Below are 13,416 nucleotides of genomic sequence, written 5' to 3'. Positions count from 1 at the left end.
GTGCCAGCTTCGTAGCTTAGAACCACTGCTAATTTGAACTGTTCATCATATTTCGTCATAAAAAACACCCCAAAGGTTGGATTGATGTCCAACTTTTGGGGTGCATTTCACAGGGCGCCCGTTTTGTTTTATAGCCTTGCAATTCTTGCCCGCCATGCAAGCGCATTGCCGGACAAAGATCAATCAGTCGGTTGCCTGTGCAACGGCAACCATGTCGCCATCCGGTACATCAGACAGTGTCTGGTTCAGCGCGGCATCCAGTTGTTTTTTGTCCAGCTGGTTTTCCCAGCGGGCGACCACAATTGTGGCGCAAGCGTTGCCGACCAGATTGGTCAGCGCGCGGCATTCGGACATAAAACGGTCGATGCCCAGAATCAGCGCCATACCCGCGACCGGCACATCGGGCACCACGGCCAGCGTGGCTGCCAGCGTGATAAAGCCTGCGCCAGTGACGCCCGCCGCCCCCTTGGAGCTGATCATGGCCACCAGCAGAAGCAGAATCTGTTGCTGCAGCGAAAGGTCGATATTGCAGGCCTGCGCAATAAACAGCGCGGCCAATGTCATATAAATATTGGTTCCATCCAGGTTAAAGGAATAACCGGTGGGAATAACCAATCCGACAACAGATTTGGCGCAACCGGCACGCTCCATCTTCTGCATCAGCGTCGGCAGCGCTGCCTCTGATGAACTGGTACCCAGCACCAGGAACAGCTCATCCTTGATATACCGCACCAATTTGAAGATTGAAAAACCGTTATAACGCGCCACCAGCCCCAGTACAATCGCCACGAATAGCACAGCCGTGATATAGAACGTCAGAATCAGATAGAGCAAGTTACCAATGGACGCAATCCCGTACTTGCCAATAGTAAAGGCCATCGCGCCGAATGCCCCGATCGGCGCCGCTTTCATCAGGATCGCCACCAGCTTGAATACAGGACGGGACAACTGCTGGAAAAAGTCCAGGATGGGCTTGCCATGATCGCCGGTTGCGGCCAACGCAATGCCAAACAGTACAGAAATGAACAGCACCTGCAAAATATCGCCGGTCACCAGCGGGCTGAGCGTGGTGTCGGGAATAATATTCATCAGAAAGCCCACAATGGACGAATCATGTGCTTTGGTGACATAGGTTGCCACCTTGCCTGCGTCCAACGACTTCGGATCAATATTCAGGCCGGATCCGGGGTGCAGCGTATTGGCGACGACCAGTCCGATAATCAGTGCCAGCGTGGAAAAGGTAATAAAGTAAAGCATTGCCTTGCCGGCCACCCGACCGACGGTTTTCATATTGCTCATGCCGGCAATGCCGGTCACCACGGTCAGAAAAATGACAGGTGCAATAATCATTTTGACCAGCTTGATGAACGCGTCACCAAGTGGTTTCATGCTTTCGCCCACTTGTGGGTAGAACTGCCCCAGCAGCACGCCCAGCACGATGGCAATCACCACCTGGACATACAGAATTTGATACCAGCGCTTGGGTCGGCGTGGCACTTCAGCCGAAAGCTCTTCAGCAGATAACATTTGATTTTTCCTGAAAAGGGATGTCTCCGGTCACCGCGAACGTTATCCGCAGCCGGACAATAATGGATTGATTGTGGATATCGGGTCTCGCCATCAGGACGATCCATGAGCACAGCACAAGGGTAAAGGCTGGCATTTCAGTATCATAATTTTCACAACCTTAAATGCAACTGAAAATGGGTCCTGCGGCAGGTATCCCATGCGCTTTCCGATACAATCGCAACTGGTGCAGCGGACAGCGTTCTTGTTCCTCTCCACTTTTTTTGCAACGTATCATTCCCAACGAGACATCATCATGCCCATTCTTCAAGTTCAGATGACTGCCGGCCGCAGCCAGCAACAAAAAACCGCGTTTATGCAAAATGCAACAAAAGCCATAGAAGAGACGCTGAACGCTGCGCTGCCCAGCATCCGCATTTCCCTGCAGGAAGTCGAACAACAGGACTCGATCGTGGCTGGTCAGGTAGGTGCGGAGTTTGTCAATATCGTGGCCTATTTGCTGGCTGGCAGAAATGATGAACTCAAGGCCAATTTCCTGGCTGCCATCAACAAAACGGCCGTCAGCTGCCTGGGCGTATCGGACGCTTGCATCCGCACCATGGTCATTGACGTCGCGCCGGAACATATGGGCGTACAGGAAGGCCTGAGCGCCAAAGCGTTCCGGGCAAAAACGACTGCCTGACCCCGCGGGCCGATCCGCCCCCTCCCTATTAGCTACTCTATACGCCGCGTATCACATTCATCATTGCGTGTCCGGCACGCGGCGTTCTATCCACCCTGGCCGCTAATCGGACGACACTTCTTGCACTCGCTACTCCATTTCCCTTATTGACAATACAGGCTGATCCAACCTATTCTTTGACGAATAATTTCCAAATACAACAAAGCATTCGGAGCGGACATGAAACTATCAGCCATACTGCGGTCGTGCATAGCGGCCACTACATTTTTTACGGCAGCGGCCAGCGCACAGGTCAGTGTCATGCTGCCTGCCAACCCCGGCGGCGGCTGGGACGGCACGGGGCGCCAGGCATTTTCTGCAATGAACAAAGCGGGCATCTATACCGGTAGCGTCAACTTCACCAACAAAGGCGGCGCAGGCGGCACCATCGGTCTGGCTGAGTTCCAGAACGGCTCGGCAGGCAAACCCGACAATCTGGCTGTATTTGGCGCCATTACGGTGGGCGCCATCACGCTGAACAAATCGCCCATTGATCTGTCCAAATTCAAGCCCGTTGCGCGCCTGACAGCGGAATATCTGGTCCTTGCCGTCAGACCCGACTCTCCCTACAAAACCCTGGCTGACTTTGCCAAGGCCCTGAAAGAGAATCCAGGTGGCACGCCTGTTGGCGGCGGCTCCGCTGGTGGCGTCGATCATATTGCCCTGGCCCTGCTGGCCAAGGCCGGTGATGTCCCCGTCAACAAACTGAATTACATTCCGCAAGCGGGCGGCGCCGATACGGTCACCGGGATCGTGAACGGCACACTCAAGGCCGGTATTTCCGGCATCTCTGAATTTCAACAGTTCGCCAAGGCTGGCCGGGTCAAGATCCTGGGCATCACCTCGGCAGAACGCATGAAAGGGCTGGACGCGCCCACCTTCAAGGAAGCCGGTTACGATGTTGAACTGGCCAACTGGCGCGGCATCCTCGGCTCCGTCGACATGCCCGAGGACAACTATAAACTCTGGGTCGACCGTTTCACCAAACTCAACGACAGCGAACCCTGGAAACAGACACTGGCCACTCAGGGCTGGGATGCCTTCTTTATGGCAGGCCCTGAATTCGGGACCTTCATCAAAGCAGAAAGCGATCGCATCAACACCATCCTGAAGGATGCGGGCCTTGCAAAATAAGCAGAATGATTCATTGGCAGAGGTCGGCCAGACAGCAACAGACATGCCTGCCTCGCCCCGGCCCTGGTGGCTGGGCATTGCAGTCATTCTCATGGGATGCGTGTGCCTGTACGCCACCACAACGCTACCGGCCACCGCTCAATACGCAGCGATCGGCCCAGGCATGTTTGTGACGGTGGCCGGTGCTGGCCTGGTGCTGTTGGGTATTTTGCTGCTGGTCCAGATTTCGCGCGGTGAGCAATTCGCCGCCCAGGATACGGAAAATGCAACGGGCGATATGCCCATGGATAAACCGGCCTTTTTCACTGCCGTTGCTGCCACGATCGTACCTGCGCTAACGATGGAAACGCTGGGCCTTCCTATTACTGCCATGATTTCGTTCACCCTGGTGGCCCGTGCCTTCGGCTCAAAAAAAACCATTATTGACCTGATCACCGGCGCCATCCTGGGCGGCCTGTGCTGGTTTCTCTTCTCCCGCCTGGGCCTGCAGCTCGGCGGTTTTCTTCCCGTGGCAGGCTTCTGAATGGACACCTTCGGCTTACTTTTGCAGGGTTTTGATATCGCCCTGCAGCCCATGAACCTTTTCTGGGCATTGGTGGGTTCCATTCTGGGCACGGCCATCGGCATCCTGCCGGGCATCGGCCCTGCACTGACCATTGCCCTGCTGTTGCCTGTCACCGTTTCAGTTGGACCTGTCTCTGCATTCATCATGTTCGCCGGGGTCCTGTATGGCGCCATGTATGGCGGCTCCACCACCTCCATCCTGATCAATACGCCGGGGGAAGCCGGATCAATGATGACGGCGCTGGAAGGCAACAAGATGGCCCGTTCGGGTCGCGGGGCGGCGGCACTGGCGACGGCAGCTGTTGGCTCTTTCGTCGCCGGCACGATTGCCACCGTCCTGCTGACTTTCGCGGCTCCTTCCATTGCAGAACTGGCCTTTTATTTCAAACCGGCAGATTACTTTGCGCTAACTGTGCTGGCTTTTACGTCAGTGGCTGTTGTGATGGGAACCTCGCGGGTGCGTGGCTTTATTTCACTTTTCATCGGCCTGGCCTTTGGCGTGATCGGCATCGACAAAATGACCGGTCAGCCACGTATGACATTTGGCATCAGCTCGCTGCTGGACGGCATGGAACTGACCGTCGTGCTGGTGTCGCTCTTTGCCATTGGCGAAATTATTTATGTCGCCAGCCGCTATCGCCATCAACGTGACGACATCCTACCCATCAAGGGCGGATTATGGATGACAAAAGACGACTGGAAGCGCTCGTTCATGCCCTGGATGCGCGGCACGGCGATTGGCTTCCCGATGGGTGCCCTGCCCGGCGGCGGATCGGAAATCCCGACCATGCTGTCCTATACGCTAGAAAAGAAACTGTGCAAGAAGAAGGAAGAATTCGGTACCGTCGGCGCCATTGAAGGCGTGGCCGGTCCGGAAGCGGCCAACAATGCCGCGGCAGCCGGGGTATTGGTGCCCTTGCTGACGTTGGGCCTGCCCACCTCTGCCACGGCAGCCATTCTGCTGGCTGCCTTCCAGAACTTTGGACTTCAGCCCGGCCCGTTCCTCTTCACCTCCAATCCGGAACTGATCTGGGGTCTGATCGCCTCTCTGTATGTCGGCAACGTCATGCTGCTGATTCTGAACCTGCCGCTGGTGGGCATCTGGGTAAAGTTGCTGCTGATTCCCAAACCACAACTGTATGCGGGTATCCTGGTGTTCGCCATGATAGGTATCTGGGGCGTCTCGGGCTCCACCTTTGACCTTGCCTGCATGGTTGTAGTCGGTCTGATGGGGTATGTGATGCGGGTCTATGATTTTCCCGTGGCGCCGATCCTGATTGGCCTGATCCTGGGTCCCATGGCAGAGAACCAGCTCCGAACAGCCCTGGCTGCGGCAGAAGGCAATCCCGCTGTGCTTGTTGAAACGCCGATTTCGATTGTCATTTTGAGCATATCGGCGTTGTTCCTGCTGGCGCCAGTGGTGTTGAAAAGACTGCGCAAGGCGGCGTAGGATAAACAGCGTAGTGCGTAACGGGCCCGTAAGGGCCCGGCATCCAGCCCGCGCCTGGCATAATTATTGACCATTCCTGCATTCTCCGCTTCTGCTTCGTCGTGCCTGCGGCAACGGCTCAAAACCCAGTCACGTGCCGTTCGCCGTTACCGGCCAACTGGCGTCTGTGCCAGACGGAGAATAAAAATCAAATATATTCGTTGTCAATTTTCTGTTGCATAAGGCAAGAGGTTGGTATTATCCCTAGGGGACAGGCACCTGCCCCGTAATCCTCTCCGTTTAATATCCGGCCGCGATTACAACTGTGTGCGCTGCTCCATTCCTGTCACTCGAACCCAATTGCAATAAACAATGACCTTAAGACAACTCGAAGCGTTTCGCGCACTCATGATCAGTCGTACCGTCACCAAGGCCGCTGAGTTCCTGTGCATCTCCCAACCGGCCACCACGCGGTTGATTTCTGATCTTGAAGCGTCTGTCGGGTTTCCCCTTTTCGAGCGCCGCCAGGGACGCCTGTTCCCGACCCACGAAGCCGAGGAGCTCTTTAAGGAAGTCGAGCGCAGTCTGCTCGGGGTCAAGGAAATTGCCTATGCCGCCAGCCAGATCCAGAAGGCTCAAAAAGGTCAGTTCCACATTGCTGCGGCACCCTGTCTGGCATCGAATGCGCTACCCTTCCTGCTGCATCACTTCATGCAAACGCATACCGACTTATCGGTCAAGCTGACAAGCCACGCCTCCACAACCATCATGGACATGGTGCAGAATGCCAAATGCGATATGGGCATGGTGATTCTATCCAGCGAATACCCCAGCCCGCTGGGTGAGCATCTGTTCTCGCTGGACTCAAAAATCGCCATCCCACGCAATCACCCGCTGGCGCATAAAAGCGAAATCCACGTGACCGATCTGCAGGGACAAACCATGATTATGGGCTCTCATGACATGGACACGCGACAGGCGTTTGGGCTGCTGCTGGTATCGCATGGCATCAAGGTTTTTTCCAACATCGATACCAACACATCGCAAACCATGTGTGCGTTCGTCGAATCGGGACAATGCCTGGCTATTGTCGATGCCATCACGGTTCTCACTTATCCAGGAAACAACATTGTTTTCCGAAATTTTTCACCCAGGCTCATGGTCCATTTCAGTGCGCTTTATCGTGCAGATAAACCGACACTGGGCGTCATGCGGGATTTTGTGCACTATGTCAAAACCAGCGTAACACTGGCGATCGCCCAAAATGGCAAACTGCTCTAACATGGTGATTACAGCGACTGATGCCATAACATCATATTATGGACGGAGCAAAAAAAAGCATTTTACATAAACGACGCGGTTCTCTATTGTTCTCCGTATGCTGTCCTTCACACCACGGAGACTACGATGAAACGCAAGCTTATGACAATTGCAATAACTGGTTTACTGGGGCCGGCGGCCTCAATGGTGTATGCACAAACGCCGACGCTATATCTCGGCTCTTATGGCGGTTCCACACAGAAAGCATTCGAAGAAGATGTCCTGCCGGCATTTGAAAAAGCCAATAACGTCAGGGTCGTCTACGTCCCCGGCAACTCGACCGATACGCTGGGCAAGCTGCAGGCGCAGAAAAACAATCCGGAACTGGATGTTGTCATGCTGGATGACGGCCCCATGTACCAGGCTGTGCAATTCGGCTTCTGTGAAAAAATCGACAAACAGGCCCCCGTCTACAAGGATCTGTATCCTATCGCCGATATCGGCCCCAATGCGCTGGGCATAGGCCTGGTGGCCACAGGACTGTTCTATAACGAAGAAGCATACAAAAAAGAAGGACTGAAGCCGCCCACCTCGTGGCATGATCTTGAGAATCCGCAATTGGAACAGCGCATCGTGATTCCACCGCTGAACAATACGTATGGCCTGCATACCCTGCTCAAATTCGCCAAGCTCAACGGCGGGAGCGAAAAGAACCCGGATCCCGGATTCGATGCCATGATCAAAAAAATCAATCCGAACGTATTGGCATGGGAACCGTCGCCCGGCGGCATGACCTCGTTATTTCAAAACGGAGAAGCCATCCTTGGCGTATGGGGCAATGGCCGGGTGGAAGCCCTGAAGGCAACAGGCTTTCCTGTCAAATTCGTCTATCCGAAAGAAGGCGCTATGGCGCTATTGACCGCCGCCTGTCCGGTCGTCAAAAGCGATGTGCCGCAACTGGCGCAAAAACTGGTGCAATACCTGGCCACGCCCGAAGTACAAGTGATTTTCGCACGCACCCAAAGCTGGGGACCGGTCAACAAGACAGTCAAGTTGACAGGAGATGATGCACAGCGTGTCGTGTATGGCGATGCGGTCGACAAACTCGAAAAGACTGACTGGGATATCGTAAATAAAAAACGGGCAGAATGGAACGACCGCTGGAACCGGACGGTGGAGCGATAAATGAGTTTTTTATCGGTCAAGAACCTGGGCAAAGACTACGGCTCGGCGCAAGTGGTCAAATCGATGAATCTGGATATCGAGCGCGGCGAGTTCGTTTCGCTGCTGGGGCCATCGGGCTGCGGCAAGGCCACGACCCTGCAAATGATCGCAGGCTTCACTGAACCCACGCGGGGCCAGGTGATTCTGGACGGTACCGATCTGACTGATATGCCGCCGGAAAAGCGCGATATCGGTGTGGTATTCCAGAGCTACGCCCTGTTCCCCCATATGACCGTGGACGAAAATATCGGTTTCGGCCTGCAAATGCGCCGTCTTCCTAAAAACGAAAGACTGGATCGCACCCGCGAGGTGCTCGACATGGTCAGTCTGTCCGGCATGGGAGAGCGCTATCCGGCGCAGTTGTCGGGCGGCCAGCGCCAGCGTGTGGCCATCGCCCGCTCGCTGGCAATCCGCCCGCGGCTGTTGCTGCTGGATGAGCCCATGTCCAACCTGGACGCCAAGTTGCGGGAAAACATGCATATCGAACTGCGCCGGATCCAGCGCAAACTGGGTGTAACCACGATTCTGGTGACGCATGACCAGACCGAAGCGATGACGATGAGCGACCGGATCGCGCTGATGAATGACGGCTGCGTGCAGCAACTGGCTTCACCCATGGAGGTCTATCACAATCCCAAAACGCTTTTTGTATCGGGCTTTCTGGGACGTGCCAACGTCTTCGAAGGCGTCATTGCCCGCAATGCCGGCCAGGGTTATGAAGTCAATACAGGGGACCTGACATTCGACGTGTGCCTGCCCGACAACCATCCCTTTTGCGCGGGTAAGGCCCATATCATGATTCGGCCGGAAAATGTCAGTATCGCGACAGCGGGTGCAAGCGGCAAACTGCCCGGCACGCTATTCGAAGCCGTCTTTCTGGGCTCCCATTGGCTATGCGAAGTGCACACTGCGCTGGGCGCCTGGTTCGTGTCGACGCAAACACTTGAAGCACGGCCAGACGAGCCGGTGATGCTGGACTGGCACAATCGCCATCTGCGCATCATCGCGGAACAACAGTAGATACGGTGGCCGGCATGCGCAAAGACCCCTACCTCTTGCTTTCTCCCGCCCTGCTGCTGTTTTGCGGCCTGCTTGTCATCCCCCTGCTGCTGGTGGCGATTTTGTCGTTCTACGCATTCAACGGGACGACCGGCGTGATTCCCGACTTCTCGCCGGGAAACTACTTCACCATTATCACCGATCCCTTTTACGGCGAAATCTTTCTGCGCACCGCCGGCATGGCCTTGCTGGTGACCGTGATCTGCCTTGTCCTGGGCATTCCCGAAACGCTGATCCTGGCCCGCATGCGCGCCCCCTGGCGCGGTATCTTCCTGGTGCTCGTCCTGGGACCGCTATTGGTTTCCGTTGTTGTCCGCACGCTGGGCTGGTCGATCCTGATGGGCCGCCAGGGACTCATCAACGACACGCTGCTCTTGCTGGGCCTCATCGAGTCGCCTATCCGGCTCACCTTTACCTTCACGGGGATGGTCATTGGCCTGGTACACGTTATGGTTCCTTTCATGATCATTTCCATCTGGGCCACGCTGCGCAAGCTGGATCCCACCGTGGAACATGCAGGCCGGTCCCTTGGCGGCTCGCCACTCACCGTATTCCGGCGCATTATCTTTCCGCAACTCATGCCAGGCGTGCTGTCGGGCTCCATCATCGTTTTCGCCCTGTCCGCCTCCGCCTTTGCAACGCCGGCCATCCTCGGCGGCCGCCGCCTGAAGGTGGTTGCAACCGCAGCCTACGACGAATTTCTCAACACATTGAACTGGCCGCTGGGCGCAGCCATCGTGGTGCTGTTGCTGATCGCAAACATCGTCGTCATCATGGGGCTGAATTATTACACCGAAAGGAAGTACCGTATGATCTTCGCCAGTGGAGACCCGGCATGAAACGCAATAAAACATTGTCGTTGCTTTTTCATACCGCATTCATGGTGTTCCTGCTTGCGCCGCTGGTCATCGTGATGATCGTCTCGTTCACGGACAAGGGATTCATTTCCTATCCGACCGATGGCCTGTCCCTGCGATGGTATCAGGCGGTCCTGGACGAGCCCAGAATCGTTGAGTCTTTCTGGCTGTCTCTTAAACTGGCTACGTTTTCATCCTCCATCGCGGTCTGTCTGGCGGTGCCTGCGGCGCTGGCGTTGACTCGTTATCGGTTTGCGGGTCGCGATGCCATCAATGCCTTCCTGATGTCGCCGCTCATGATTCCAAACGTTGTGCTGGGTGTGGCGTTTTTGCGCTTTTTCAACCTGGCGGGACTCTCGGGCTCAGTCTTCTGGCTGACAATGACACACGTGATTTTCATCTTCCCCTATGCCCTGCGGCTGGTGCTGGCATCGGCAACTGGCATGGACCGCGAAGTCGAAATGGCCGCCCGTTCGCTGGGTGCCGGAAAATGGAGCGTCCACACGCGCATCATCCTGCCGCTGATTCTGCCCGGACTGACCGGCGGCTGGCTGCTGTCGTTCATCCAGAGTTTTGATGAACTGACCATGACTGTATTCGTGGCGACACCCGGCACCACCACCTTGCCGGTCTGGATGTACAACCACATTGCGCAAACCATCGACCCGCTGATCACCTCGGTGTCGGCCATTCTGATCATTGCAACTGCCATAATGATGATCCTGATGGATCGCCTGGTGGGACTGGATAAAGTGTTGATTGGAAAAGGTTGATATGCATAACACGGACATTATTGTGATAGGCGGCGGCATTGTCGGGTCAAGCGTGGCCTACGGATTGGCCCGCCACGGCGCTCGCGTGACCATGCTGGACGAAGGCGATATCGCTTTTCGCGCCTCCCGCGGCAATTTCGGACTGGTCTGGGTGCAAGGCAAAGGCTACGGCTTTTCACCCTACGCCCGCTGGACCATGCAATCGGCGCGCCACTGGTCGGCGCTGGCCAGCGAACTCACGCAGCGCACAGGCATCGACCCGTTTCTGCAGCAGCCGGGCGGGTTCATTTTCTTTACGAACCAGGCCGATATGGACGCGCGTGTTCAGGTGATGCAAAGCATCCAGGCATCCGTCGATGAAAAATATGACTATACGTTGCTGGCGCCGGCCGAGATTCGCAAGCGCATCCCCACCATCGGACCTAAAGTGATCGGCGCCTGTTACACCCCCATGGACGGTCACGCCAATCCCTTGCGCCTGCTCCCCGCCCTGCAACAGGGGGCTCGTCAACTGGGCGTAGACTATCGCTACAATAATAAGGTTCAGGCAATAGACAAGCGGGCAGGCCGCTTTGTTGTTTCAACTGCGGCGGGCGAACAATTTTCCGGCAGCAAAGTCGTGCTGTGCGCCGGCCTGGGTAACCGGCGTCTGGGCGAGTTCGTTGGACTGAATGTGCCGGTCACACCCAATCAGGGCCAGGTCATGATCGGCGAGCGCTGCGCTCCGTTTCTGTCCTACCCCACCATGCATGTACGGCAGACCAACGAAGGCACGATACAAATCGGCGACTCGCTGGAGGATGTGGGATACGACGATACCACTCGCCTGTCGCTGCAACAGGCTATTGCCCAACGCGCCATCGACTATTTCCCGGTTCTGGCGGACATGCGCATCGTGCGCTGTTGGGCAGCCCTGCGGATCATGTCGCCCGACGGCATGCCGATATACGAGGAATCGACCGACATGCCCGGCGCCTATGTCGTCACCTGCCATAGCGGCGTCACGCTGGCCGCCAACCACGTTTTCACCATTCCCGGCTGGATTTTGCACGGAGAATCCGCCGGAATGATCGCGCCGTTTTCCAGCGCACGCTTCCGCGTTCCGAACGAGGCTCAATCATGAACACCATTTTATTCAAAACCGTACATGCAGATGCGAACACGGCCAGAAGTGGCACCGTCTCGTTCGAATTCGAAGGCAGAATACTGACTGCCCCCGGCGGCATCTCAGTTGCCGCAGCGCTGATGCAGAACCAGGTGCTGCAGTTTCGCGATTCGCCGGTTAGCGGGCAGCCACGCGCGCCCTATTGCCAGATGGGCATCTGCTTCGAATGCCTGGTGCAGATCAATGGCGTGCAGAATCGGCAGGCCTGCATGATCACCATCGAGGAAGGCATGAAAATACGCATGCAACATGGACAGACCACTTTCGCCATCGTCCAGACAGAGGATGCAGAATGAGTGTTTACGCAGATGTCGCTATCATCGGCGCCGGTCCTGCCGGCATGATCGCAGCCACCAGGCTGGCCGCAAGGAACCACAATGTGGTTGTTTTGGATGAACAGGCCCAGGCAGGCGGCCAGATCTGGCGCAACATCACACGCACCAGCACCGGCCTTGCAGGCATTCTGGGGCCCGACTACGCAGCCGGCGCCACAATCGCACAGCAGTTCATGGCCAGCGGTGCGCAGCACATTCATGGTGCGACCGTATGGAACCTGACGCGTGACCGGCAGTTGCACTATCTGCAAAACGGACAAACCCATGTCCTGTCTGCGCGCGCCGTCATCCTGGCCACCGGCGCAATGGAACGTCCCTTTCCGGTTCCCGGCTGGACGCTGCCGGGCGTCATGGGTGCAGGCGCGGCGCAAGTGCTGCTCAAGGGAGCAGGAACCGTACCCGCCAACCCGGTGGTGGTCGCCGGCTGCGGTCCCCTGCTATATCTGCTGTGCTGGCAGTATTTACGCGCCGGCGTACCCATTGCCGCCGTGCTGGACACCAGCACCGGTAGAGATATTTTTGGCGCCGCACCTGCGCTGCTCAAGGGCTGGTCGGCATTCAGGGATATCCGCAAGGGACTGTCCATGATTCAGGCCATCAGCCGCCACAAAATCCCCTTCTACCGCGGCGTGCAACATCTGCGGGTGCTGGGCGATACCCGGGTCAGCGCGATCGAATTCGACCATCGCGGCAAGACACACCGTATTGCCACCGACCTGGTGCTGCTGCATCAGGGCGTCGTACCCAATACACAATTTACCTGGCTGCTGCGTGCCGACCATGCCTGGTCAGACGCGCAGGCCTGCTGGATACCGCGCACCGATCCGTGGGGCCGCTTGCAGGATATGGATGGTATTTATCTTGCCGGAGACGGCCAGGGAATCGCCGGCGCCCAGGCCGCGTTGACGCGCGGCGAACTCGCTGCGCTGGCCGTACACAGCCAGCTTGATCCGCAGCACGCATCATCCATGGATAGCGAAAGTGCACCTTTCATGGCACAACTGAAACAAGACATGGCCTTGCGCCCCTTTCTCGATGCTGCCTATCTACCCAAACGGGAAAACCGTATCCCGCAAGACGGCACCATTGTTTGCCGCTGCGAGGAGGTCACCGCCGGGCAAATACGCGATTTTGTCAAACAGGGATGCATGGGTCCCAATCAGGCCAAATCCTTCAGCCGCTGCGGCATGGGCCCCTGTCAGGGCCGAATGTGCGGCCTGACCGTGACCGAAGTCATCGCCGACCAGTTGAACATCAAACAGGATGCGGTGGGCTACTACCGCATCCGGGCGCCGCTCAAGCCGGTTACACTGGCGGAGCTGGCTTCGGCCACCGATCCCGATCTTTGAGTTTTTTTACAGGAGTAAA

At 56.6% G+C, this 13,416-nt stretch carries 13 protein-coding genes; 12 read left to right on the top strand and 1 reads right to left on the bottom strand.

Translation table 11 applies throughout. The annotated features are described in order from the left end of the window. Positions 1 to 183: 183 nt before the first annotated feature. On the bottom strand, positions 184 to 1,527 hold the full coding sequence (locus W822_RS34935) for a dicarboxylate/amino acid:cation symporter (RefSeq protein WP_024005298.1): 1,344 nt from the start codon (positions 1,525 to 1,527) through the stop codon (positions 184 to 186). A gap of 295 nt (positions 1,528 to 1,822) precedes the next feature. Here W822_RS34935 and W822_RS0123585 point away from each other — a divergent pair, with 295 nt between their 5' ends. The 12 genes from W822_RS0123585 to W822_RS34880 all read left to right on the top strand — a co-directional run bounded on the left by W822_RS0123585 (position 1,823) and on the right by W822_RS34880 (position 13,397). Continuing rightward, positions 1,823 to 2,209 carry a tautomerase family protein gene (locus tag W822_RS0123585; protein WP_024005297.1) on the top strand — a complete coding sequence of 129 codons (387 nt, stop codon included), beginning with the start codon at positions 1,823 to 1,825 and terminating at the stop codon, positions 2,207 to 2,209. 219 nt (positions 2,210 to 2,428) lie between these two features. Further along, the gene (locus tag W822_RS34930; protein ID WP_024005296.1) at positions 2,429 to 3,382 is read left to right on the top strand and encodes a Bug family tripartite tricarboxylate transporter substrate binding protein; all 954 of its coding nucleotides are present in this window, start codon (positions 2,429 to 2,431) and stop codon (positions 3,380 to 3,382) included. After that, positions 3,372 to 3,905: a tripartite tricarboxylate transporter TctB family protein gene (locus W822_RS34925; protein WP_081724344.1), complete on the top strand. Its 534-nt coding sequence runs from the start codon at positions 3,372 to 3,374 to the stop codon at positions 3,903 to 3,905. The genes W822_RS34930 and W822_RS34925 overlap by 11 nt, the downstream gene beginning before the upstream one ends. Then, positions 3,906 to 5,396, top strand: a complete 1,491-nt coding sequence (locus tag W822_RS34920) for a tripartite tricarboxylate transporter permease (protein ID WP_024005294.1) — start codon at positions 3,906 to 3,908, stop codon at positions 5,394 to 5,396. Between the two features lie 351 nt (positions 5,397 to 5,747). Further along, a complete protein-coding gene (locus W822_RS34915; protein WP_024005293.1) occupies positions 5,748 to 6,656 on the top strand; it encodes a LysR substrate-binding domain-containing protein in 909 nt (302 codons plus the stop codon). A gap of 126 nt (positions 6,657 to 6,782) precedes the next feature. Then, positions 6,783 to 7,820 carry an ABC transporter substrate-binding protein gene (locus tag W822_RS34910; RefSeq protein WP_024005292.1) on the top strand — a complete coding sequence of 346 codons (1,038 nt, stop codon included), beginning with the start codon at positions 6,783 to 6,785 and terminating at the stop codon, positions 7,818 to 7,820. Further along, positions 7,821 to 8,879, top strand: a complete 1,059-nt coding sequence (locus W822_RS34905) for an ABC transporter ATP-binding protein (RefSeq protein ID WP_024005291.1) — start codon at positions 7,821 to 7,823, stop codon at positions 8,877 to 8,879. 14 nt (positions 8,880 to 8,893) lie between these two features. Beyond that, a complete protein-coding gene (locus W822_RS34900) occupies positions 8,894 to 9,757 on the top strand; it encodes an ABC transporter permease (protein WP_024005290.1) in 864 nt (287 codons plus the stop codon). Then, positions 9,754 to 10,548: an ABC transporter permease gene (locus tag W822_RS34895; RefSeq protein WP_024005289.1), complete on the top strand. Its 795-nt coding sequence runs from the start codon at positions 9,754 to 9,756 to the stop codon at positions 10,546 to 10,548. Before W822_RS34900 ends, W822_RS34895 begins: the two co-directional genes overlap by 4 nt. A gap of 1 nt (position 10,549) precedes the next feature. Beyond that, entirely contained in the window at positions 10,550 to 11,671 is a 1,122-nt protein-coding gene (locus tag W822_RS34890) for an NAD(P)/FAD-dependent oxidoreductase (protein ID WP_024005288.1), read from the top strand. Continuing rightward, entirely contained in the window at positions 11,668 to 12,009 is a 342-nt protein-coding gene (locus tag W822_RS34885; RefSeq protein WP_024005287.1) for a (2Fe-2S)-binding protein, read from the top strand. The genes W822_RS34890 and W822_RS34885 overlap by 4 nt, the downstream gene beginning before the upstream one ends. Continuing rightward, the gene (locus tag W822_RS34880; protein ID WP_024005286.1) at positions 12,006 to 13,397 is read left to right on the top strand and encodes an NAD(P)/FAD-dependent oxidoreductase; all 1,392 of its coding nucleotides are present in this window, start codon (positions 12,006 to 12,008) and stop codon (positions 13,395 to 13,397) included. The genes W822_RS34885 and W822_RS34880 overlap by 4 nt, the downstream gene beginning before the upstream one ends. The last annotated feature ends 19 nt before the right edge of the window (positions 13,398 to 13,416 follow it).

Origin of the sequence: Advenella kashmirensis W13003, assembly GCF_000506985.1 — a bacterium.
GTDB classification, from domain to species: Bacteria; Pseudomonadota; Gammaproteobacteria; order Burkholderiales; family Burkholderiaceae_B; genus Advenella; species Advenella kashmirensis_A.
Note: the sequence above shows the minus strand (reverse complement) of the source record. Positions and strands in the feature narration are given on the sequence as shown.